Here is a 22,189-nt window from a genome sequence, read left to right as displayed (position 1 = left end):
GTGGACCGCTTATGGTGATCTGTAACCAGGACAACCGTGGACGACCGGAAGGAAGGCGATGCGCCGCGCCCTGTTGCTCGTGCTCTGTGTCGTTCTGACCGGTTGTTCCGCCGCGTCCGAACCTGCCGAAACCGAGCCCGGGGACACCGCCGCGACGGTGGCGGTCACCCCGGCCACGCCGCGGACCAACCCGGCGATCGGCGCGCTCTTCCTCGAAGGATCGCATTTCTGCACGGCCAGCGTCGTCCACAGCGGCCCGGGAGACCTCCTGCTCACCGCGGCGCACTGCCTCCACGACGGCGAAGGCGGCGAGTACGCGACGGGGATCACGTTCGCGCCCGGGTATCACGACGGCGTCGCGCCCTACGGCTACTGGGACGTGTCGGAGCCACAGGTTCCCGATGGCTGGGCCAGTTCGTCCGATCCAGACCTGGATGTCGGATTCGCGACCGCGCACCAGGCGGGCACCACGAAGACCCTCGAAAGCGTCACCGGCGCCAACACCCTGCTGACCGGCGGCGGATTCGAGCACACGATCACGCTGTCCGGCTATCCCGACGAGCGGGAGGCGCCGGTCGTCTGTCACGGCGTCAGCGCCCAGGCCGACACCTATCAGATGCGCGTCGGCTGCCCCGGCTTCACGACCGGCACCAGCGGCGGCCCGTGGGTGGTCGACCCCGATCCGGCGACCGGCCTCGGCACCGTCCTCGGCGTGATCGGCGGCTACCTGTACGGCGGGGACGATCCGGACACGTCCTACAGCAGCTACTTCGACACCGACGTCGCCACCTTGTACCGGAAGATGGACGCGCGGGGATGATCTCCCCATGAGCATCCACGACGTCCCGATCACCGGTGAGCCGATCCGCCTCGGCCAGTTCCTCAAACTGGCCAACCTGGCCGAAGACGGTTCGCACGCCAAAGACCTCCTCGACGCCGAAGAGGTCACGGTCAACGGCGAGGTGGAGGTCCGGCGCGGACGTCAGCTGACGAACGGCGACGTCGTGGAGGTCGGCGGCGAAGGCGGCCGTGTGGTTTTGAGCGGTTCGTGAACCCCACCGGGGCCGGGTGCGGCCGGCCCCCCTCGAGCCGGCCGTCCCCGTTCCCTCGCTCACCCGAGGGAAACCCCGATGAGTAGTCCGACGAACAGCGAAAACGCGCACAACTTGACCATCAAGTTCGCATCGCACATGACCTTCACCGATTCACCTCACGGAAGGGTCGGAGGTCCGGATCGTTCGGGCCGCAGACCTCGTCGGATCATTCGATCGACTCGCTGAGACGAATTTAGGACGGCGGGGAGCGGCTTTCCACATCAGATGATGCGGATCGGGGAATTCAGGAACCGGGCCGGACGAGCGAACGCAGCAGGTCGGTTTCGACGATCATCCGACCCCTGCCGGTGCGGAGCGCGCCTGCCTCGCGGAGGTCCTCCAGGATCCGGGTCACCGAGGGCAGCGACGCGGGCACCATGTCGGCGAGCTGTCGCTGAGTGAGCGTGATCGGCACGCGAACGCCCTCGGGACGGGCGTCCTCGGCGATCGAGAGCAGGCAGAGAATGGTGCGCTCGCGGACGTCGAGCCGGTACTGCTGCCGCTGATCGTCACTGTCCCTCAGCCGGGCGACGGCGGTCTGGAGGACGGTCCAGGTGATCCCGGGCCGCGCGTGACACAGTCCCACGAACCGGGCGGCCGGGATCACCAGGAACACCGAGGCGGACAGCGTCCGCACCGTCGCCGAGGCGGGCGATCCGTCGACCGCCGACATCTCGCCGATCAGCTGTCCCGGCCTTCGCCTGGCCAGGATGGTGCGGATACCGTCCGCGTCCTGGCGGAAGACCTCCGCCGAACCGGCGCACAGGAGATGGACGGTGGACGACGGGCTGCCTTGCGTGCAGATCTCGGCCCCGCGCGGAACCGACCGGGGTGTCCCGGCGGCGCTCATCGCCCGCCGGTCGTCCGGCCCCAAGGTCTCCCAGAAGGCACCCGGTTCGCACTCGGGGACCGGGTCCCGCCACGTCCGCTCATCGCTCACCGCACGCTGATCGGCCGCCATCGTTCCCCCTCTGGCACCGTCTCCTCGAACCGATAATCAAACCAGAGAAGAGACACCGAGCGGGACGGCACAATCGCCGCCAAGACGAATTTCGCCGGCGAGCGGCGACACGATCACCGACCAGTGAAGCCCGGCAATCTCAGCGCCTTCGCGAGGTCTTCGAGTTCGCGGTGCACCGGCTCGTTCAGCGGGACGCCCAGTGCCTGGCACTGTTCGAGGTATTGCGCCTCGCGCCAGCCGGGGTAGCGGACCGGGGTGCCGCCCTCCCAGCCGAGCAGGCTGCCGAACAACGCGCTCGCGGCCTTGTAGAACCCGTCGGCGCTGCGCAGCGTCGTCGGCGCGATGGCCATCACCAGCAGGCCGGTGTCGTGATCGTGGTCGCCGACACCGGAAAGCACCCCGGCGAAGATCTCGACCAGCAGCGCGAAACCGGCAACGGCGGCGCTGTCGACATCCGCCAGCGTGTCCATGTCGAGGACGAATTCGGGATACGCGCCGGCGGGGGCGGCCATGCCGAGCGGGTTCGCGGCCGTCCCGCGTTCCCCGCCCGCCGCCATGACGAGCCCGATCATGGTGTGCGGCAACGCCCTCGCGGCGTGATGCCCGGCGCGACCGAACGGCCCGACGCCGCGGACCGACATGAGCCCCACGCCGTAGCGGCCCGCGCGGGACACCGCCCGGTCCATCGCGTCGCCGACGGCCCACAGCCCCGGCGCGCGGCGGTAGTCGATCAGGGCGGCGGCACCGCGGTCGGCGATCATCAGCGGTTCGGCCCTCGGCCGCACCAGGCCGTTGACCAGCAGCGGCAGATGCAGCCGGGTCAGTTCGGCGACCCCCGATTCCGGGGTTCCGGTGAGGTCGCCGTGGCACAGTGCCTCGGCGGCCATCCGGGCACGGGACCACGGCAGGTCGTGCGCGGTGAAGACTTCGGTGACGAGGTCGATCAGGGCGTCGATCGGGACGCGCTGCCAGACCTGTTCCGGGATCGGGGAGGGCTCGGCCGGTTCGGGGAGCGGCTCGACGGGCGCACGGCGAAGAGAGCGGGGTCTGAGGGGCACTCCGCCGAGGGTGCCTTCGCACGTTTTTCGGCGTCAACGAACCAGGGCAGCTTCTAACCGACAGTGTGATCGAAGCGCCCGGAAACGTCGGTGGCCGGACGTACCATCGGGGCATGTGCCGGAACATCACCACGCTTCGAGGCCTGGAGCCGGCGGCGACGCCGGACGAGATCGAGGCCGCCGCCCGCCAGTACGTCCGCAAGGTGTCCGGGGTGCAGAGCCTGTCCGACGCCACCCGCGAGCCGTTCGAGGCCGCCGTCGCCGAGATCACCGAGATCACCAGGCGGCTGCTGACCGAACTGCCCGCACGCCGTCAGCCGCCGGCGACGGTGCCGCCGCTGCGCCGTCCCGAGGTCCAGGCGCGGATCGCCGCGAAGGCCGCGAAGAGTCAAGCGTCCTGAACCAAGCCCTGGCGGTTACGGTGAGCCGGTGACATACCCGCAAGACCCCTACGGTCAGCAGCAGCCTTACGGCCAGCAACCCCCGTACGGCCAGCAACCCCCGTACGGTCAGCCGTACCCGCCGCCGGGTTACGGGTACGGCCCCGCGATGCCGCCTCAGGACCAGGGCCTGGCGATCGCGGCGCTGATCGTGTCGATCGCCAGCCTGGTGGTGTGCAGCGGGCTGCCGTCGCTGATCGGCGTCATCATGGGGCACATCGCGCACGCGAAGGCCAAACGCGGCGAGGCGGGCGGCCAGGGGATGGCGCTCGCGGCGATCATCATCGGCTACCTCGGCGTCGCGATCATCGTCGGTCTCGTGCTGCTGTTCGTCATCGTCGGCATCGCGACCGAGTGGGACTTCGACTAGCGGACTTCGACCACATCCGAAGCGTTCCGGCAAAGGCCCGTCGGATACCCTCGACAGCGGTAGCGTGTCCGAGCGGCCGAAGGAACATGTCTTGAAAACATGCGAGGGCTCTGTCCTCCGTGGGTTCGAATCCCACCGCTACCGCCAGTCTTGACCGACGGAAAGCGCCCCAGGTCCGCGGACCTGGGGCGCTTTCCGTTCCGGATCAGGCGGGCACGAAGGCCCAGACCGTCTCGTCGCTACGGCCGCCCGCGAAGGGCCGCTGTTCCAGGATCGAAGCCGTGCCGTTGTTGACCTGCCGCACCGCCAGCGAACTGGCCCGGTTCACCAGTCCATAGCGCGTGTCGGCGCTCCGGAGCAGCTTCCACTGCTGATTCGTGGCCGAGCCGCAGTGCGTCTGTTCGAGCTGAGCGCCGTCCGCCGTACTGCCGGAGACCGGCCGCACGCACTGGCCGCTGCGCTCGTTGACGATCTTCCAGTACCCGCCGCCCGCGTCGGTGAGCTTCCATTTCTGGCCGTTGTCGTTCTGCCTGGCCACGTTGGTGATCTTCGCGCCCGCGGACGTCGAGCCGTCGACCACGGCCGCGCTGTTGCCGTTGGTCGCGACGGACAGGTAGTACTTCTTGCCCGCCTGCGGACCGGGGTCGGCGATGGGGTTCAGCGTCCACTGCTGGTTCGCCGCGCCGGTGTAGGGCTGCTGGACGAGCGGCGCCGGATACGCGCCGCCGTCGGTGATCGCGAAGCCCGTCAGGTAGTTGAAGATCGCCACCTTGCCGTTGCCGAGCGGCTGGAACACCCACCGCATGCCGTTCTGGCCGTTGCAGTTGTACTGGAGGATCTGCGTGCCGGGAGCCGTCCCGCTCTGGGCGCTGTCGGCGCACAGCTGGCTGTTGGCGTTGACGAGCTGCAGACCGGTGTTGTACCCGAGGATCCACTTCTGGCTCGTCGAGTCGGTCCGCGCCCGCTTGCTGAGGTTCACGAGCCCGCCGGTCGCCGAACCGATGACGTCGATCGCGTCACCGTTCGCGCCGGTGATGACGTAGGTCTTCCCGCCTTGGGCGTGCCCGTCGTCGTTGTCCGGGGTGTCCTTCTTGATCAGGAAGGCGCTGTTGGCGACATTCCAATGCGTGGCGAGCCAGCTGCCGGGGACGGGGTTCGTGCTGAAGTAGTCGTCGTTGCCGCAGTCCAGCAGCCGGTCGTAGTCGCGCTGCGTGCAGTCGAAGGACTGGGTGTCGCCGTAACACATCAGGTCCCATTCCTGGGAGCAGTGCCCGCCGCCCTGGTAGTGCGGGGCCCCGGGCAGGACCGCGCCGAGCATGTGGCCGAGTTCGTGGCCCGCGGCGTTGGCGCCCCAGCAGGGCACGGCGATCTCCGTGTAGTGCCTGCCGTTGTTGAAGGCGTTGGCCGGACCGGGCTGGTCGTCGCTGTCGCCCCAGGTGCCGGCACAGGTGAGCGGGTTGTCGGAGAACAGGATGTAGTCGCGGTCGGCGTTGTAGTAGCCGGCCTGGATGGCGCGATCGCGGATCGCGCCGGTCTGGTAGGTGCCGTCGGGCACGACGAGGTTGGCGACGGCGACCTGACAGCCCGCGCCGGCGGTCGTCACATACCGGATGTGCCTGCTGGCGCCGGTCACCGCGGCGCTGTCGTTGAACGAGTCGTCCATCCCGGACGCGTAGGCGCGCAGGGACGGCACGACGGTCGTGTACCGGTCGGGCTGACCGGCCTCCCGGACGTAGACCAGCTCGATGCGCTTGCCGGAAACCCCGTCGCCCTCGCAGACCACCGGGTTGGCGGCGATCTGCGCCTGAACGACGGTGGGAGCGAGCGGGGGCACCGCGGTCGCGCCGGGCGGCAGTGACCTGGCGGTGAACGCGAGCGAGTCGTCGGAGGCGGCGGCTCCCGCGGTCTCCCCCACGAGCAAGCCACAGATGAGGCCGACGGTCACCAGCGCACCGGCGTAGCGTCGTTTTGTTCTGGACAAGTGCTCTTCCTTTCGCGATGAAGAAACGCACACTTCTCGAACTGTCGCGAAGAGAAGGCTAGAGATCGGATGTATAGACCACCAGGCAGAAAGACCGGCAGACAGCCTAGTCTTCGGGCATGCCCAAGTACTTGCTGCTCAAGCACTACCGCGGCGCTCCGGCGGCGGTGAACGACATCCCAATGGACCAATGGGCGCCGGAGGAGATCACGGCGCACATGAAGTACATGAGGGACTTCGCGATCCGGCTCCAGGAGTCCGGCGAGTTCGTCGGCGAGCAGGCCATCGCCCCCGAAGGCACCTTCGTCCGCTACGACGGCGAAGGCAAGCCGCCGGTCACCGACGGGCCCTTCGCCGAGACCAAGGACCTCATCGCGGGCTGGATGATGATCGACGTCGACAGCTACGAGCGAGCGCTGGAACTGGCGGGCGAGCTGTCGGCCGCTCCGGGCGCGGGCGGGAAACCGATCCACGAATGGCTCGAACTGCGTCCGCTGTTCAGCGAGCAGCTCATCATCACGGAGTGAACGCCGAACTGGACGAGGCGCTGCTCCGGAGCCTCACCCCGAACGTCCTCGGGATCCTCGTCCGCCGCGGAGCCGACTTCGCGGCGGCCGAAGACGCCGTGCAGGAAGCGCTGATCGAGGCCGTCCGCGTCTGGCCCGGCGACCGGCCGAAGGACCCGAAGGGCTGGCTCGTCACCGTCGCCTGGCGCAAGTTCCTCGACATGGCGAAGTCGGACGCCGCCCGGCGCCGCCGCGAAGATCTCGTCGACGAAGAGCCGGAGCCCGGACCCGTCCCCGCGGTGGACGACACGCTGCAGCTCTACTTCCTGTGCGCGCACCCGTCGCTGACGCCGTCTTCGGCGGTCGCGCTCACCTTGCGCGCCGTCGGCGGGCTGACCACCCGCCAGATCGCCCAGGCCTACCTCGTGCCCGAAGCGACCATGGCGCAGCGCATCAGCCGGGCCAAGCGCACCGTGTCCGGAGTGCGCTTCGACCAGGCGGGCGACGTCGCCACCGTGCTCCGCGTGCTCTACCTGGTCTTCAACGAGGGCTACTCCGGCGACGTCGACCTCGCCGCCGAGGCCATCCGGCTCACCCGGCGGCTCGCGGCCGCGATCGACCATCCCGAGGTCGCGGGGCTGCTCGCCCTCATGCTGCTCCACCACGCCCGGCGCGCCGCCCGGACGGGACCCGGCGGCGAACTGGTGCCGCTCGCCGAACAGGACCGCGGCGAGTGGGACACGCGGCTGATCGCCGAGGGCGTCGAGATCCTGCGGGCGGCGCTGGCCCGCGACAGCCTGGGCGAGTTCCAGGCACAGGCCGCGATCGCGGCGCTCCACGCCGACGCGCCCGCCGCCGAGGAGACCGACTGGGTGCAGATCGTCGAGTGGTACGACGAACTCGCGCGCCTGACCGGCAGCCCGATCGTGCGGCTGAACCGCGCGGTGGCCGTCGGCGAGGCGGACGGTCCGCGCGCGGGGCTGGCCGCGCTCGCGGAACTGGACGACTCGCTGCCCCGGCACGCGGCGGTGGCGGCGTATCTCCACGAGCGCGACGGCGACCTGGCGACGGCGGCGCGGCTCTACGCCGAAGCCGCCGGCAAGGCGGCCGACCTGGCCGAACGCGCCCACCTGACGCGGCAGGCCGCGCGGATCAACGCCGTCAGGAAGTGATCGGCGGCAGGCGCGGCAGCCCGTCGATCTCCGACAGGTGATCGAGCACCCGCCCGAAAGCCCTGGCCAGCACCTGCTGCTCCTCGGGGTCCAGCAGGTCGATGAGGTGTTCTCGGACGCCTTCGACATGCGTCGGCGCCGCGCCCTTCAGCAGTTCCTCGCCGCGTCCGGTCAGTTCCGCGACGACGCCGCGCTTGTCCGCCGGGTCGCGGGTGCGGCGGATGATGCCCTCGGCCTCCAGCCGGACCATCTGGTGCGAAAGCCTGCTCTTGGTCGAGCCGAGCATGCTCGCCAGCTCCGTCATCCGCATCCGGTTGTCGGGCTGCGAGGAAAGACAGACCAGGACCTCGTAGTCGGCGAGGGTCACGTCGTGGTGCTCGGAGAGTTCCCGGTGCAGGCGCTGGCGCAGCCGCATGGTGGCGACGATGTAGGAGCGCCAAGCGACCATCTCGGACTCCGACAGCCAGCGCACTTCCTTCTGTTCCACCACCATCCACGCAGGGTAGAACGTTGATCGCACCGGGCGCATACCCGCCGGTTACTTTTCGGTCCTGAAAAATCCGGTGGAACATTCGCCCGAAGGAGGGTTACGAAAAGGTTGAGACTCGGCGTGAAAAGGCGCATTCTGCTTGTCAGCGGATGGTCGGGCAAGTATCGGGCGGACCGTAGGAGGTCGCCGGACCTGCTCCCAGCCGGGAAGGGTCAGGTGGTGGTATGGCGGGTGATTCTCGCGGTTGACCGCCTGCTGTGTCCCCGCGACCGGAACGGAAAGGACCGGGTCGGTCGCGACTGTGAACAGCGACGAGCGCGGGTATCTCAGATGCGCTCGACCATTCTCGCGCATTCGGCGTCACTCCGGCCTGTTTCGGGTTCGCGGCCTCTTCGACCGCCTCGGCAGTGCCCGGCGCCGGCCCGGTGATCGCGGCCAACCGGCGATCAGAACAAGACAACCTCGGTAGACCTGGGTGCGGCCGCGCTGAGTGGCCGCACCCAGGCATATCCGGGTCCGTCCGGCTACGCTTCCCCCGTGCGATTCGACGAAGGCGCGGGCCTGGACACCTCCGAAGTCGAGGACCTGCGAGGCGGCGGTGGCGGTATCGGCGGCCGGGTGGCACTCGGCGGCGGCGGGCTCGGCGTGGTCGGCCTCGTCATCTACTTCCTCATCTCCCAGTTCGGCGGCGTGAGCCTCAACCCGTCCTCGGGCGGGCTCGGCGGTCTGGGCGCCGTGGGCTCCGGACAGCAGGTGGACAACACCTCGCTGTCCCAGGAGTGCAAGACCGGCGCGGACGCGAACCGGAAGCACGACTGCGCGATCGTCGGCATCATCAACTCGATCCAGGACTACTGGGGCCAGGAATTCCAGCGCTCCGGTTCGACCTACCGCAAGGCCGTCACCAACTTCTTCAACGGCGGCGTGAACACGGCCTGCGGCAACGCGACTTCGGACGTCGGGCCGTTCTACTGCCCCGGTGACTCCGAGGTGTACATCGACCTCGGGTTCTTCAACGAGCTCCGCACGAAGTTCGGCGCGGAGGGCGGTCCGTTCGCGGAGGCGTACGTGCTGGCCCACGAATACGGGCACCACGTGCAGAACCTCACCGGAGTGTCCAAAAAGGGCACCGGGAGCGGGCCGACGTCGGGTTCCGTGCGGCTCGAACTGCAGGCCGACTGCTACGCCGGGGTCTGGGCGAACCACGCCACGACCAGCCCGACCGAGACCGGTCGGCCGCTGCTCAGCGAGATCACCCAGCAGGACCTCGACTCCGCGCTGGACACCGCTTCGCGGATCGGCGACGACTACATCCAGTCCAAGCTCGGCGGCGGCCGGGTCGACGAGTCGAAGTTCAGCCACGGCACCTCGGCGCAGCGGAAGAAGTGGTTCACCACCGGCTTCCAGACCGGCCAGCCCGCGCGGTGCGACACCTTCGCGACCAACAACCTGGGCTGAACCCGGAAGTACGGCCGGGAGCGTGACTCACGTGGTGGGACGCGAATCTCGCGTGCTTGAAGGGCGAACTCGCGTGATCGAAGGCGGAACTCACGTGACTGGAGACCGCACTCGGGTGTTCGGCATCTGATCACGCGAGATCCGCCTCCAAGCACGCGAGTTCGGCACCTGATCGCACCGATGGCCGCAGCGGTCCTCCCGGAAGTACATGAAGGCCCCCTTCCTTGCGCCTGGCGCAAGGAAGGGGGCCTTCATGTACTAAGGACTGCTTACGCGGCGACGGCGCCGTGGTGGTCGTCGGCGTGGACGGAAGCCGTCAGGCTCCGCTGCTTGGACCGCTCGGCCGCGCGAACGGCCTTCGCCTTCGCGGCCTTGCCACCCGGGACACCGTTGATGTTCTCGGTGCTGGTCGCGTACACGCCCAGCGCCCAGGCGACGGCGTCCGAGTTGCGGTCGAGCGCGACGCGGTCGATGTTGCCGAGGTTGTCGCAGGCCTGGTGGTAGCACTTGTCGTAGGGAACGTTGGCGCTACCGCCCCACTTGGCGGCCTGCGCCGCGGTCTTCACGCCTTCGGCGCCGGTGAACAGGCCACCGGACGGGATGCCGACCGCGATGAACTGGCCGTAGTCGGAACGACCGGTGAAGTCCGTGCCCTCGACCGGGACACCCTTGCCGTTCTGGAGGTAGTCCACGAGGGTCTTCTCCAGCTCGCCGGAACCGTACGGTCCCGCGCCCGCGCCGACACCGTCGGAGTTGTCACCGTCGTAGGCGAAGTACGCCGCGTTCGGCGAGGCGATCATGTCGTAGTTGTAGTACAGCGCGATGTCGAGCTGCTGCTCGAAGGTCAGCGAGTTGACGTAGTACGTCGAGCCGACGAGCCCGAACTCCTCGGCGCTCCACCAGCCGAAGCGGACGGCGTTGTTGGCCTTGGGCTTGCTGCCCAGCTGCAGCGCGGTCTCCAGCAGCGCGGCCGAACCGGAGCCGTTGTCGTTGATGCCGGGGCCCTCGGTGACGCTGTCGAGGTGCGAACCGAGCATCACGACGTTGTCCTTGCGACCGGTCTTGGTCTCGGCGATGACGTTGTAGCTCGTCCGCGCCTCCTGGAAGGCACGCAGGTCGAGGGTGACCGACGCGCCCGCCTTGCCGGCGAGCGCCTGGCCGTCGGCCTGGGTGATGCCGCCGGTCGGGATCTTGCCCGCGGCCGGGTCACCCAGGGTTCCGTTCACCGGGCCCGGGACGTTGTTGTAGACGATCGCGCCCACGGCTCCGGCCTCGGCGGCGGTCGCCTGCTTCTGCGCGAAGGAGCAGCCACCGCGCTGGATCAGCGCGATCTTGCCGGTGACCCCGCCGGCGTAGTCGGCGGCCTCGCAGCCGCTGGTCTCGTCGACCGGCACCACGGCGAGCGGGGCGGTGATTCCCCCGGCGGGCGTCGACGGGCTGTAGGACATGATGATGATCGGGACGTCGGCGCCCGCGACCGTCAGCTCCTCCGCGAGGGTTTCCGCGTAGGTGAACGGGAACTCCTGGCGCGTGACCGTGAAGCCCGCCTGCTCCAGCTTCGTGGCGACGTACTCCGCGGACTTCTTGTGGCCCTCGGTGCTGGCGGCGCGGCGGCCGCCGTTCGCGTCCGAGATCCGCTGCAACGCGATCAGGTGCCGGTTCACGTTGGCACCGTCGACCTTGTTGACGAGTTGCCTGGCGAGCGCGGGACCGTCGAGCTTCGGTGCGGCGGTCGCAGCGGGAGCCATTCCGACCGTGAGCGCGGCGGTGGCCATCACCACGATCGAGGGAACAATGCTTCTTCGCGAATATGACATGGGCGTCACCTTTGTGTGGTTTGCGTCATAGGTCAACCGACGTTCGGCGGACTTACCTTCACCGTTATAGGGTCGCCTGTATGTACGCGATCACCATCCGTGAGCCCGGCGATCCCGATGTTCTCGAATGGGCCGAGGTCCCCGATCCGGTGGCGGGTGAAGGCGAAGTCGTCATCGAGGTCGCCGCGAGTGCCGTCAACCGCGCTGACCTGCTGCAACGCCAGGGAAACTACCCGCCTCCGCCGGGTGCGAGCGAAATTCTCGGGCTCGAATGTTCGGGCACGATCGCCGAAATCGGCGAAGGCGTCGAGGGGTGGCGAATCGGCGACGAGGTTTGTGCTTTGCTCGCCGGTGGTGGCTATGGGGAAAAGGTCGCCGTCCCGGCCGGACAACTGCTTCCGCTGCCCGCCGAAGTCGAATTGCTCGCGGCCGCCGGACTGCCCGAAGTCGCGTGCACGGTTTGGGCGAATGTGGTCATGCACGCCGGATTGTCCGAGGGCGAGGTCCTGCTCGTCCACGGCGGCGCCGGCGGGATCGGCACGCACGCGATCCAGGTCGCCAAGGCGCTCGGCGCGACGGTCGCGGTGACCGCGGGTTCGGCCGAGCGGCTGGAGAGCTGCCGTCAGCTCGGCGCCGACATCGCGATCAACTACAAGGAGCAGGATTTCGTCGAGGTCCTGCGCGCCGAGACCGGTGGCGCGGACGTCATCCTCGACAACATGGGCGCCAAGTACCTCGACCGCAACATCGACGCGCTGAAGGCCGACGGCAGGCTCGTGGTCATCGGCATGCAGGGCGGGGTCAAGGGCGAACTCAACATCGGCAAGCTGCTGGGCAAACGCGTGAGCGTGTACGCCGCGGGCCTGCGTTCCCGGCCGCTCGCCCAGAAGGCGGCGATCGTCGCCGACGTCCGCGAGCGGCTGTGGCCGCTGGTCGAGCAGGGTTCGGTGAAGCCGATCGTCGGTCAGGTCGTCGCGATGTCCGAAGCCGCGTCCGCGCACCGCGCGCTCGAAGAAGGCACGGTCTTCGGCAAGGTCCTGCTGGCCGCGAAGTCCTGACCCCTCCCGCGTTTCGTCCTCTGAATGCGGTAGTTGCACACGCAAGTACCGCATTCAGAGGACGAATTGCGCAGTCTTAGCGGATCTCTTCCAGCACCCGGACGAGCTGGTTGACCTCGAAGACGTTCGAGTAGTGCGCGAGTCCGATTCGGACGGCGCCGCCGACTTCGGCGGCGCCCAGTGACCCGAAGACGCCGCTCGTGCCGTCGTCGGCGAAGGCGCAGAGCCCTTGGGACGCGAGATACTCCGCGACCTCGGGCGACTTCTTGCCCGCGACGGCGAACGCGAGCGCGGGGATCCGGCGCATGGCGTCGCCGATGACCATCACGTGCCGCAGCGAACGCAGCTCCGTGGACAGTTGCGCCAGCAGCCCCGCGTGATACGACTTCGCCGAACCCAGCGACGTCACCAGTTTCTCGCGCCGCGAGCCGATCGCGGCGTCGTCCAAACCGGCCAGATAGTCGATCGACGCGACCAGCCCGGCGAGCAACGGGTACGCGTGCGGGCCCAGTTCCATCCGGGCCGGGCCGCGCGCGGCCGGGTCGAGCGAGACCGAGGGCAGGCGTTCGAGCAGTTCGGGATCGCGGAAGACCAGCGCCCCCACCGACGGTCCGCCCCAGGCCTGCGCGGAAACCACCATCACGTCGGCGCCGAGCGCGTTGAGGTCCAGCGGCACGAACGGCGCCGCGTACGTCGCGTCGACGACGACCAGCGCGCCGACGCGTTTGGCGAACTCGATCACCGTCGGGACGTCGGGCCGGGTGCCGACCGAACCGGACGCGAGCGTGACCGCGACGGCCTTGGTGCGCGCGGAGACGAGGTTCTCGTACTGCCACGCGGGCAGTTCGCAGGTCTCGATGTCGATCTCGCCCCAGCGCACGACCGCGCCGACGCGTTTCGCGGCGCGGCGCCACGGCGCGAGGTTGGCCTCCTCGTCCAGCCTGGACACGACGACCTCGTCGCCTATCGTCCAGCGGTCGGCCATCGCGTCGACGAGACGGCGGATGAGGTCGGGCGCGTTGGGTCCGAGCACGACTCCGGCCGGGTCGGCGCCGACCAGGTCGGCGACCGCCCGGCGAGCGGCCGTGACAATGCTTTCCGCGCGCTGGGAGGCCGGAAACGCTCCACCCGGTCCGGACACCGGAGCGCGCATGGCCGTGGATACGGCCGAAGCGACCTGTTCAGGTACGAGCATTCCGGCGGCGCCGTCGAAGTGAATCCAGCCGTCACCCAGCGCGGGAAACAGCCCACGGATACGAGCGACGTCGAACGCCATGGGGACACCGTACGGACGTGCGGTTTGGCGCTTTACCCGGGGTTGGCCAGCCGACCACGGGGCGCGACGATTCCCGCTACGCTCGGAGACGGCACCGAAAACCACACTGCGCTCAGTGCCCGACGTAGGCCAGGATGGAGCCCATGACCGACCCAGTTTCCCGCGAATCGAACACCCCCGGTGACGGCGGCGGAGACTCCTCACCCCACGTGGTGGTCGTCGGCCCCGACGGCGTCCCGGTCGGTACCGCACGGCTCGCCTCCGGTTCCGACGAGGAGGCACCGCACGAGGAATCGGTCGGCGACCTCGTCGAAGAGCCCGCCAAGGTGATGCGGATCGGCACGATGATCAAGCAGCTGCTGGAGGAGGTCCGCGCCGCGCCGCTGGACGACGCCAGCCGCACGCGCGTGCGCGAGATCCACCAGACCTCGATCCGGGAGCTGGAGCAGGCGCTGGCGCCCGAGCTGCAGGACGAGCTGGAGCGCCTCGTGCGGCCGTTCACCGAGAACTCGACGCCGTCCGATGCCGAGCTGCGGATCGCGCAGGCCCAGCTGGTCGGCTGGCTGGAGGGGCTGTTCAGCGGCATCCAGACCGCGCTGTTCGCGCAGCAGATGGCCGCGCGGGTGCAGCTGGAGCAGATGCGGCGTGGTCTCCCCGCGGGTCCCTCGGCGGGCGGCGCCCTGGGCGGCCACTCCGTCGGTGGCGACTCTCACGGGCCGGGCCAGTACCTCTGAACCTCTGACGCGCTGTTCCCCAAATGTCATGAAAGGGCCGTTCAAGACGTTTTTCGTCTTGAACGGCCCTTTCATGACATCCGCGCCGACCAGGGTCACCGCAGCGGCCGGAAGAAAGTGCGCAGGTCCTCGATGAGCAGGTCCGGCACCTCCAGTCCCGGGAAGTGACCCCCACGGTCCGGAGTGGACCAATGCACGACGTTGTCGGTCCGCTCGGCCAGCCGCCGGATCGGCAGGCCGGTGTCCTTCGGGAACACGGCCACCCCGGTGGGCACAGAGGACTTCGGCGGCTCCGCGCCCCAAGCCCGGCCCGGCGCGGCGTAGATCCGCGAAGACGAGTTCGCCGTGCCGGTGAGCCAGTAGAGCATCACGTTGGTGAGCAGATCGTCGCGATCGATCGCCTCGTCCGGGACGTCACGCGAGTCCGAAAAGGACTTGAACTTCTCCACCAGCCACCCGAGCTGCCCGGCCGGTGAGTCGGTGAGCCCATAGGCAAGCGTTTGCGGCCTGGTCGCCTGGATCATCGCGTACCCCAGCTCATCCTGCCCGGACTGCACCGACTGCCCGCGCTCGGTCGTCGGCACCGCGCTCGGCAGCATCGTCAGATGCGCGCCGATCACCCGCTCCGGGCATCCGACCCCCACCTGCCGCGAAACGAGCGCGCCCCAGTCGCCGCCGTGCAGCCCGAACCGCTCGTACCCGAGCCGCGACATCAGCACCGGCCAGGCTTCGGCGATCCGGTCGGGACCCCAGTCCGCCTCGGTCGTCGGCCCGGAGAAACCGAACCCGGGCAGCGACGGCACCACGACGTGGAACGCGTCCTCGGGGTCGCCGCCGTACGCGCGCGGGTCGGAGAGAGGCCCGATGACGTCGAGGAACTCCACAATGGACCCCGGCCAGCCGTGCGTGAGCACCAGCGGGATCGCGGCCGGCTCCGGGGACCGCGCGTGCAGGAAGTGGACGTTCGCGCCGTCGAGGTTCGTGAGGAAACCGGGGAAACCGTTGAGGCGCTCCTCGTGGGCGCGCCAGTCGTAGCGGAGACGCCAATACTCGGCGAGCTCCTGGAGGTATCCGAGCGGCGTCCCGAGCCCCCAGCCGACGCCGTCGATCTCGTCGGGCCAGCGCGTGTTCGCCAGCCGGGCGGCGAGGTCGTCGAGGTCGCGCTGCGGGACGGCGATCGTGAACGGCGTGATTTCGTCGGTCATGCCGGCCACGGTAGGGACGATCGAGGACAGGAGCGGTCCTCAGCCTCCCGGCAGCTGGGCGCGCAGGCGATCGAGCCAGCGGTCGATGGTGTCCTCGTAGCGGCCGGGGTCGTTACGGCGCTGAGCCTCGTCGACGGACGCGGTGACGGCGGCCCGGATCCGCAGCGCGTGCTCGGGCAGCGCGAAGACCTCCTGGTAGTAGCCCTCGCGCATCTGGACGTCCGCGACCAGCTGGTAGTCCCGGGCCGCGTCGGGGACGACGAGACCGTACGCCCAGCCAGGGGTGGCGCCACGATCGCGAGCGGTGACGACGATGACCGTGGGGCGCGCGGCCTTGACGACGTCGGTCGGGTTGGCGCCGTGCGCGATGGCCTCGTCGTTCAGTCCGATGTAGTCGATCGACTTCCAGCCGCTGTAGTACGGGATGGCCCCCGCGTCCGAGACCGCGAGACTGCGCGCCGCCTCGGGCACCCCGGCGTTCGCGAGACCCTTCCCGATGGCGACGTGCGCGCGCTGCAGATCGGGACCGTAGTTGGCGATCACCGGCAGATCCGTGGATCCCGCGCCGGTGACGGCGACCCAGCCGACGGCGACGGCGCCCAGCGGGGCGGCCAGCCACCGGCTGCCGAGATGCGCCATGGCGAGCCCCGCTCCCAGGCACAGCACCGGGAACGCGTGGAAGGCGAACCGGTGCAGATAGTCCATGGTCGGCCCGGACACCGCGTAGGTCATGCCGGTCAGCAGGACGACGGAGCACAGCACCAGGCCCGCGCCGCGGCTCGCCTTCCGGAACAGCAGGAAAGCGGTCAGCACGAGTAGCGGGGCGACCAGCCAGACGGTCGCCTCCAGCCACGCCGAACCGGAGTCGAGATTGCCGAACTTGACGTAGAAGGTGTTCGGGAACAGATGCCCGAAGTACGTCCACCGCCAGCCGAAGTACGCGCCGCCGACGACGGCCACCCCGGCCACCAGCGCCCAGGTCCGGCCGCTTTTGCGCCCGAGCCACGCCCAGACGAGGAAGGCCGGGATCGTCGCGAGCACGCCTTCAGGCCGGATCATCCCGGCGAGGAGCAGCAGCACCGGCGGTTCCCAGGCCCGCACGGGGCGGCCTTGGACCAGGTTCACCCCGACGATCGCGGCACGCAGCACGACCGCGGCGAACGCGATGGTCTCCAGACCGGCGGTGACGTGGAAGTAGGACGGGACGAACAGCACCAGCGCGCCACCGGCCACGAGCGCGCCGAGCACGCCGGCGCCGCGGTACCCGGACCGGACCAGCATCACGACGATCCCGATCCCCAGTACGACGGACGTCACCTTCGCGACGGTCTCCAGCGGCACCCCGACGAGCGCGAAGGGCACGTGCCAGAGCATCCAGAGGAAGTTCGTGAAGCCTTCGATCGGGTCTTCGCCCACGTTCCACACCGGACCGTGGCCGTCGGCCATGTTCGCCGAGTACCGGAAGGTGATGAAGGCGTCGTCGATGGTGAGGAACCACGCCGCCCAGCAGCCGACGAGGAAGAGCGCGGCGAAGCCGAGCGCGACGACGAGCGGGGCCCGGCCCGATCGGGGCGACGGCGCCACGTTCAGTTCCTCTTGCTCCACCGTGGTCGTCATTTCCCCGCTTTCGCCCTCTCAACTCGGTCCAGCACTCGATCCACCCCGCGTCCGTCCACAAGAGCCATCGAAGTCGCGGAAAGACCGTTACGCACCGACGAGTCCGTCAGCAGGACTTCGAGTGTCCCGGTGGCCCGGTCGTCGAGCGCGCCCGCGCTCCCCAGCCCGGCCGCCAGCCCGAGGCCGAGTGCCGCGCGATAGCCCGCGTCCTGGTTCTCCACCAGGCGGACGACGGCGGTGGGGACGCCGAGACAGCACAGTTCGAGCAGGGTCACCCCGGCCGCGCTGATCGCGACGTCCGTGTCCACCAGCAGGTCGAGCAGCCCCGGCCCGGGCGGTGTCACCCGGAATCCCTGGCCCGGCAGCGGTTCGGGCACCACCGGCTCGCCGCGGACGAGCACGTCGGCGTCGAAAGGCAGCCTGGTGTCGCGCAGTGCGCGCAGGAGCGCGCTGACCGTTTCGGCCCATTCCGCGCCGCCGCCCAGCACCACGGTGATCCGCGGCCGCTCGCCGTCGGACCGGCCCTGGGACCGCTTCTCCCTCGCTTGCGAAACGGCCTCTCGAAGGGGCGCGTACTGCGGCCCGCGCAGCAGTTCCCCCGAGCCGTCCCCGGGCCGCGGCCCCGGTTCGAAAGCGCAGTCGACGACGATGTCCGCCTCGCGCCTGCCGAAGACGTCGTCCTCGATGGACACCAGCAGCGCTCCCGCGCCGTTGACCTCTTCACGCAGCTCACCGAGGCCGTAGTGATCGACGACCACCGCGTCGAACCCGGCGAAGGGCACGGACGGCAGCACCGGGACGGCCAGCTCGCCGAAGCGGCCGGCCAGCCATTCGGCGTTGTCCACCCGGCCCGAGAACACGACCTCCCAGCCGCGCGCGACGGCACGTTCGGCGTAGGCGACCATGCGCGAGACATGGCCGGCGCCGATCGACGGCGAGGCGTCGGCCCGGAGCAGCAGCCGGGTCATCGGGCGACCTTCTTCTGCTCGACGTGCGCGTTGAGCGCCGCCAGCTCTGGCCGCGCGCGCAGCATCGAGACCACTTCGCGCCAGTCGCCGACGCGGTCGCCGAGTTCGGCCACGAGTCCTTCGATGAGCGCCCAGTCCTCGGGGGTGTCCAAGGTCACGCGCAGGTCGTCGGCGGCCGGGCTGACGACGATCCCGGCGCAGGAGTACCGCTCCGGGTGCGCGTAGACGCCGGAGGTGACGTGTTCGCGATCGGCGCCCCGGGCCGTCTCGATCTGTTCGACGAGCACCCCGGTACGGACGAGTTCGGCGTCGAAACCGCGCGGCAGCGTGCGCAACAGCACGGTGCTCAGGTAGTCCAGCGAAGGCTGGGCACGCCACTGGGCGACGAGCTGCCCGATGAGCCGGGGGTCGAGCAGCGGGCAGTCCGCGGTGAGCCGCACCACGGCGTCGGCCGGATAGGCCTCGACGGCCACCGCGAACCGCGCGAGGACGTCGTCGAGCGGCCCTCGGGCGACCCGGGCGCCGTGGCGGGCGGCCTCTTCGGCCACCGCGTCGTCGTCGGCCTCCGTGGAGGTCGCGACCACGACGTCGTCGATTCCGGGCGTCTCGGCGGCGGCCCGGACGACCCAGCCGAGCACGCTCCGGCCCGCCAGGGGACGGAGCACCTTGCCGGGCAGCCGGGTCGACGACGCACGCGCCTGGATGACGGCGTTGACCACGTGGGGCCCGGGGGCTGGATCCATGGGTGACATGATGTCGTGCGGCAGTAGCACCGAAACGCGGAGGTCAACGATGTCCGAGCTGGATGGCTCCAGCATCCTGCTCACCGGCGGGACCGGTTCGTTCGGCAAGGCGTTCATCACCTACGCCCTGGCCGAGCTGAACCCGCGACGGCTGGTCGTGCTCTCCCGTGACGAGCTCAAGCAGTACGAAGCCCGGCAGCAGTTCGGCGACGACCCGCGGCTGCGCTGGTTCATCGGCGACATCCGGGACCGCCGCCGCCTCGAGCGCGCGATGCACGGGGTCGACTACGTGGTGCACGCCGCGGCCCTCAAGCAGGTCGACACGGGCGAGTACAACCCGTTCGAATTCGTGCAGACCAACGTCGTCGGCTCGCAGAACGTCATCGAGGCCGCGATCGACACGGGCGTGAAGAAGGTCGTCGCGCTGTCGACGGACAAGGCGTCCAGCCCGATCAACCTCTACGGCGCCACGAAGCTGTGCGCCGACCGGATGTTCATCAGCGCGAACCACTACGCCGCGACCCATCCGACCAGGTTCTCCGTGGTCCGCTACGGCAACGTGATGGGCTCGCGCGGCAGCGTGATCCCGTTCTTCCGCGCGCTCGCGGCCAAGGGCGAGTCGCTGCCGATCACGCACAAGGAGATGACCCGCTTCTGGATCACGCTCCCGCAGGCCGTGCAGTTCGTGGTCGACTCGTTCGACCAGATGAACGGCGGCGAGCTGTACGTGCCGCGGATCCCCAGCATGCGGCTGGTCGAGCTCGCGCAGGCCATCGCGCCCGGTTCGCCGATGCACGAGGTCGGCATCCGGCCCGGCGAGAAGCTGCACGAAGAGATGATCGCCCCCGACGACGCCCGCCGGACGGTGCGGCTCAGCGACCGCTACGTCGTCCAGCCGCACATCGCGGGCTGGGGCTACGAACCGCCGTCGGGTGGCGAAGCCGTGCCGGAGAACTTCGCGTACCGCTCGGACACCAACGACCTGTGGCTCGACGCGGACGAACTGCGCGACCTGGTCGAGCAGTATGGCTGAGCAGTTCCTTCCGTACGGCCGTCAGTCCGTTTCGGACGAGGACATCGCCGCCGTCACCGAGGTGCTGCGCGGCGACTGGCTGACCACCGGCCCCGCCGTCACGCGCTTCGAAGAAGACCTCGCCGAGCACACCGGCGGCACGCCCGCGGTGGCCGTCACCTCGGGCACGGCCGCGTTGCACGTCGCGTACGCGGCGGCCGGGATCGGCCCCGGTGACGAGGTCGTCACCTCGCCGATGACGTTCGTCGCGACCGCGGCGACGGCCGCGCTGCTCGGCGGCAAGGTCGTCTTCGCCGACGTCGAGGCGGACACCGGGAACCTCGATCCGGCGGCGGCTTCGGCGGCCGTCACCTCCCGGACCAAGGTCGTCGCGGCCGTGGACTACGCCGGCCACCCGGCCGAGCTGGACGCGCTGGGCGGTATCGCCCGCGACAACGGCGCGCTGCTGCTGGAGGACGCCGCGCACTCCGTCGGCGGGAGCTGGCAGGGCAAGCCCGTCGGCTCGCTCGCCGACCTCACGACGTTCTCCTTCTTCCCCACCAAGAACCTCACCACGGCCGAAGGCGGCGCGGTGATCGCCGGTTCGGACGAGCTGCTGGCGCGGGCCCGCGGTTTCCGCAACCACGGGCTGGTGCGGGACAAGGCGGCGCAGCGGTATCCGGACGAAGGCGCGTGGCACCAGGAAGTGCACGAGTTCGGCCTGAACTACCGGCTGCCGGATGTGTTGTGCGCCTTGGGAAGCAGCCAGCTCCGACGGCTCTCTGAGTTCAAGGAGCGGCGCGCGGAGATCCACGCGCGCTACACCGCCTCTCTGTCCTCTTTGGACGGCGTTTTGACACCTGCCGTGCGCGAAGGCGCGGACCCGGTGTGGCACCTGTACCCGCTGCGAGTCCTCGAAGGACGCCGTCGCGCGCTGTTCGATCACTTGCGCGCCAAGGGAATCGGCGTGCAGGTCAACTACATCCCCGCGTACTGGCACCCGGTGTTCGAAGACCTCGGATACCAGCGCGGGATGTGCCCGAACGCGGAGCTGTACTACAGCCAGGAGCTTTCGCTGCCGCTGTTCCCGGCGCTGACCGACGCCGACGTGGACCGCGTCATCGACGAGGTCCACGGCTTCTTCGGCTAGATCAGGCCCCAGGTGAGCGCGGTGCCCTTCGGGACGTCGGAAGCGAAGGTGCGGCCGAGCACGTTCACGATCTCGGCGGGTGCCAGCCCACCGGCGGGCCGGATCGAGCGGACGTTCTCCCGCGTCACCGTGTCCCCCGCGCGCACGTCCTCGACGACGTAGAGGGAACGCCGCAGCCGCAGTCCTTCCTTCTCGCTCTCGCGCGGCCCGATCACCGGCGCGCCCAGCGCCTCCCAGGCGCGGTGCGATTCGGTGACCAGCGCGGCCAGTTCGGCGGGCTCCAGGGAGAACTCGGAATCGACACCGCCGTCGGCCCTGGCCAGCGTGACGTGCTTCTCGATGGCGACGGCGCCGAGCGCGACGGCCGCCAGCGGTGCGCCGATGCCGGGCGTGTGGTCGGACAAACCGACGAGCGTCCCGGTCACGCCCGCCAGGACGGGCAGGCCGCGCAGGTTGCTCTCGGCAGGCGAGGCCGGGTAGCTGGCGGTGCAGCCGAGCACGATGAGCTGGTCGTTGCCCGCCTCACGCGCCGTCCGCACCGCGGCGTCGATCTCGGCGACGCTGGCCATCCCGGTCGAGATGATCAGCGGCTTGCCGGTCTTCGCGCACAGCTCGATCAGCGGCAGGTCGACGATCTCCGACGACGCGATCTTGTACGCGGGCGCGTCCAGCGACTCCAGCAGGTCGACGGCGGTGGGGTCGAACGGGCTGGAGAAGATCTCCAGTCCCCGGGCGCGAGCGCGCTCGAACAGCGGCTCGTGCCATTCCCACGGCGTGTGGGCCCGCTCGTAGAGCTTGTAGAGGTTCTCGCCGCCCCACAGCGAATGCGAGTCGCTGACCCGGAACGCGGGGGCATCGACGTCGATGGTGATCGTGTCCGGCCGGTACGTCTGGAGCTTCACGGCCTGGGCGCCGGTTTCGGCGATCGCGTCGACGATCTCCAGCGCCCGGTCCAGCTCACCGTTGTGGTTACCGGACATTTCGGCGATGACGAACGGCGGATGCCCGGCTCCGATGCGGTGCGCGCCGATCCGGACTTCCTGTGCGGCCATTGAACGAACGCCTCCCTGACGACGGTC

Annotated in this window: 22 protein-coding genes and 1 tRNA gene; 12 read left to right on the top strand and 11 right to left on the bottom strand. The window is 69.7% G+C overall.

Translation table 11 applies throughout. The features are described from left to right. Positions 1 to 58 precede the first annotated feature (58 nt). Together IE302_RS20035 and IE302_RS20030 are read left to right on the top strand one after the other, a co-directional pair. Positions 59 to 820, top strand: a complete 762-nt coding sequence (locus IE302_RS20035; protein WP_191256016.1) for a trypsin-like serine peptidase — start codon at positions 59 to 61, stop codon at positions 818 to 820. A 7-nt stretch (positions 821 to 827) separates the two neighbouring features. After that, complete coding sequence (locus IE302_RS20030) at positions 828 to 1,052, top strand: RNA-binding S4 domain-containing protein (protein WP_191256015.1); 225 nt, start codon at positions 828 to 830, stop codon at positions 1,050 to 1,052. Positions 1,053 to 1,338: 286 nt separating this feature from the next. Here IE302_RS20030 and IE302_RS20025 read toward each other — a convergent pair whose 3' ends face one another. Both IE302_RS20025 and IE302_RS20020 read right to left on the bottom strand, forming a co-directional pair. Further along, a complete protein-coding gene (locus tag IE302_RS20025) occupies positions 1,339 to 2,055 on the bottom strand; it encodes a Crp/Fnr family transcriptional regulator (RefSeq protein WP_229907857.1) in 717 nt (238 codons plus the stop codon). A 113-nt stretch (positions 2,056 to 2,168) separates the two neighbouring features. Then, positions 2,169 to 3,113, bottom strand: coding sequence for an Ldh family oxidoreductase (locus IE302_RS20020; RefSeq protein WP_191256014.1), 945 nt, complete (start codon positions 3,111 to 3,113; stop codon positions 2,169 to 2,171). 113 nt (positions 3,114 to 3,226) lie between these two features. Here IE302_RS20020 and IE302_RS20015 point away from each other — a divergent pair, with 113 nt between their 5' ends. The 3 genes from IE302_RS20015 to IE302_RS20005 all read left to right on the top strand — a co-directional run bounded on the left by IE302_RS20015 (position 3,227) and on the right by IE302_RS20005 (position 4,070). Further along, a complete protein-coding gene (locus IE302_RS20015; RefSeq protein ID WP_034309927.1) occupies positions 3,227 to 3,514 on the top strand; it encodes a DUF2277 domain-containing protein in 288 nt (95 codons plus the stop codon). Between the two features lie 28 nt (positions 3,515 to 3,542). After that, positions 3,543 to 3,923: a DUF4190 domain-containing protein gene (locus IE302_RS20010; protein WP_191256013.1), complete on the top strand. Its 381-nt coding sequence runs from the start codon at positions 3,543 to 3,545 to the stop codon at positions 3,921 to 3,923. 58 nt (positions 3,924 to 3,981) lie between these two features. Beyond that, positions 3,982 to 4,070 (top strand) — tRNA-Ser (locus tag IE302_RS20005). 58 nt (positions 4,071 to 4,128) lie between these two features. Here the strand turns inward: IE302_RS20005 and IE302_RS20000 are convergent. Next, positions 4,129 to 5,904, bottom strand: coding sequence for an RICIN domain-containing protein (locus IE302_RS20000; protein WP_191256012.1), 1,776 nt, complete (start codon positions 5,902 to 5,904; stop codon positions 4,129 to 4,131). A 119-nt stretch (positions 5,905 to 6,023) separates the two neighbouring features. Here IE302_RS20000 and IE302_RS19995 point away from each other — a divergent pair, with 119 nt between their 5' ends. After that, positions 6,024 to 6,431, top strand: a complete 408-nt coding sequence (locus IE302_RS19995) for a YciI family protein (RefSeq protein WP_191256011.1) — start codon at positions 6,024 to 6,026, stop codon at positions 6,429 to 6,431. Positions 6,432 to 6,439: 8 nt separating this feature from the next. After that, positions 6,440 to 7,582 carry an RNA polymerase sigma factor gene (locus tag IE302_RS19990; protein ID WP_191256306.1) on the top strand — a complete coding sequence of 381 codons (1,143 nt, stop codon included), beginning with the start codon at positions 6,440 to 6,442 and terminating at the stop codon, positions 7,580 to 7,582. On the opposite strand, the gene IE302_RS19985 is transcribed toward IE302_RS19990, so the two are convergent. After that, a complete protein-coding gene (locus IE302_RS19985; RefSeq protein WP_191256010.1) occupies positions 7,572 to 8,075 on the bottom strand; it encodes a MarR family winged helix-turn-helix transcriptional regulator in 504 nt (167 codons plus the stop codon). The genes IE302_RS19990 and IE302_RS19985 overlap by 11 nt on opposite strands. Before the next feature lie 534 nt (positions 8,076 to 8,609). Between IE302_RS19985 and ypfJ the strand changes: the two genes are divergently transcribed. Further along, positions 8,610 to 9,530 carry a KPN_02809 family neutral zinc metallopeptidase gene (gene ypfJ / locus IE302_RS19980; RefSeq protein ID WP_191256009.1) on the top strand — a complete coding sequence of 307 codons (921 nt, stop codon included), beginning with the start codon at positions 8,610 to 8,612 and terminating at the stop codon, positions 9,528 to 9,530. 269 nt (positions 9,531 to 9,799) lie between these two features. Here the strand turns inward: ypfJ and IE302_RS19975 are convergent, their stop codons facing one another. Further along, a complete protein-coding gene (locus IE302_RS19975) occupies positions 9,800 to 11,347 on the bottom strand; it encodes a M28 family metallopeptidase (RefSeq protein ID WP_191256008.1) in 1,548 nt (515 codons plus the stop codon). A gap of 80 nt (positions 11,348 to 11,427) precedes the next feature. On the opposite strand from IE302_RS19975, the gene IE302_RS19970 reads away from it, so the two are divergent. Then, positions 11,428 to 12,405: an NAD(P)H-quinone oxidoreductase gene (locus tag IE302_RS19970; protein ID WP_191256007.1), complete on the top strand. Its 978-nt coding sequence runs from the start codon at positions 11,428 to 11,430 to the stop codon at positions 12,403 to 12,405. Positions 12,406 to 12,481: 76 nt separating this feature from the next. Here IE302_RS19970 and IE302_RS19965 read toward each other — a convergent pair whose 3' ends face one another. Next, complete coding sequence (locus IE302_RS19965) at positions 12,482 to 13,681, bottom strand: cysteine desulfurase-like protein (protein ID WP_191256006.1); 1,200 nt, start codon at positions 13,679 to 13,681, stop codon at positions 12,482 to 12,484. A 134-nt stretch (positions 13,682 to 13,815) separates the two neighbouring features. Here IE302_RS19965 and IE302_RS19960 point away from each other — a divergent pair, with 134 nt between their 5' ends. Continuing rightward, positions 13,816 to 14,415 (top strand): bacterial proteasome activator family protein, encoded by a 600-nt coding sequence (locus tag IE302_RS19960; RefSeq protein ID WP_191256005.1) that lies wholly within the window; start codon positions 13,816 to 13,818, stop codon positions 14,413 to 14,415. Between the two features lie 95 nt (positions 14,416 to 14,510). On the opposite strand, the gene IE302_RS19955 is transcribed toward IE302_RS19960, so the two are convergent. Genes IE302_RS19955 through IE302_RS19940 form a run of 4 tightly spaced genes read right to left on the bottom strand, consistent with a single transcriptional unit; the run spans position 14,511 to position 18,948 of the window. Next, a complete protein-coding gene (locus IE302_RS19955; RefSeq protein WP_191256004.1) occupies positions 14,511 to 15,620 on the bottom strand; it encodes an epoxide hydrolase family protein in 1,110 nt (369 codons plus the stop codon). A gap of 39 nt (positions 15,621 to 15,659) precedes the next feature. Continuing rightward, complete coding sequence (locus IE302_RS19950) at positions 15,660 to 17,237, bottom strand: DUF8728 domain-containing protein (RefSeq protein ID WP_191256003.1); 1,578 nt, start codon at positions 17,235 to 17,237, stop codon at positions 15,660 to 15,662. Continuing rightward, entirely contained in the window at positions 17,234 to 18,205 is a 972-nt protein-coding gene (locus IE302_RS19945) for a spore coat protein (protein WP_191256002.1), read from the bottom strand. Before IE302_RS19945 ends, IE302_RS19950 begins: the two co-directional genes overlap by 4 nt. Next, the gene (locus IE302_RS19940; RefSeq protein ID WP_191256001.1) at positions 18,202 to 18,948 is read right to left on the bottom strand and encodes a cytidylyltransferase domain-containing protein; all 747 of its coding nucleotides are present in this window, start codon (positions 18,946 to 18,948) and stop codon (positions 18,202 to 18,204) included. The genes IE302_RS19945 and IE302_RS19940 overlap by 4 nt, the downstream gene beginning before the upstream one ends. A 49-nt stretch (positions 18,949 to 18,997) precedes the next feature. Here IE302_RS19940 and pseB point away from each other — a divergent pair, with 49 nt between their 5' ends. Together pseB and IE302_RS19930 are read left to right on the top strand one after the other, a co-directional pair. Then, positions 18,998 to 19,981 carry a UDP-N-acetylglucosamine 4,6-dehydratase (inverting) gene (gene pseB / locus IE302_RS19935; protein ID WP_191256000.1) on the top strand — a complete coding sequence of 328 codons (984 nt, stop codon included), beginning with the start codon at positions 18,998 to 19,000 and terminating at the stop codon, positions 19,979 to 19,981. Further along, positions 19,974 to 21,110 (top strand): DegT/DnrJ/EryC1/StrS family aminotransferase, encoded by a 1,137-nt coding sequence (locus IE302_RS19930; protein ID WP_191255999.1) that lies wholly within the window; start codon positions 19,974 to 19,976, stop codon positions 21,108 to 21,110. Before pseB ends, IE302_RS19930 begins: the two co-directional genes overlap by 8 nt. Here IE302_RS19930 and pseI read toward each other — a convergent pair. Next, positions 21,107 to 22,162 (bottom strand): pseudaminic acid synthase, encoded by a 1,056-nt coding sequence (gene pseI / locus IE302_RS19925; RefSeq protein WP_191255998.1) that lies wholly within the window; start codon positions 22,160 to 22,162, stop codon positions 21,107 to 21,109. The two genes, IE302_RS19930 and pseI, sit on opposite strands and share 4 nt — an antisense overlap. Positions 22,163 to 22,189: the final 27 nt, after the last annotated feature.

It is taken from the genome of Amycolatopsis oliviviridis (genome assembly GCF_014654365.1).
Taxonomy (GTDB): domain Bacteria; phylum Actinomycetota; class Actinomycetes; order Mycobacteriales; family Pseudonocardiaceae; genus Amycolatopsis; species Amycolatopsis oliviviridis.
This window is presented reverse-complemented; position numbering and strand designations above follow the sequence as displayed.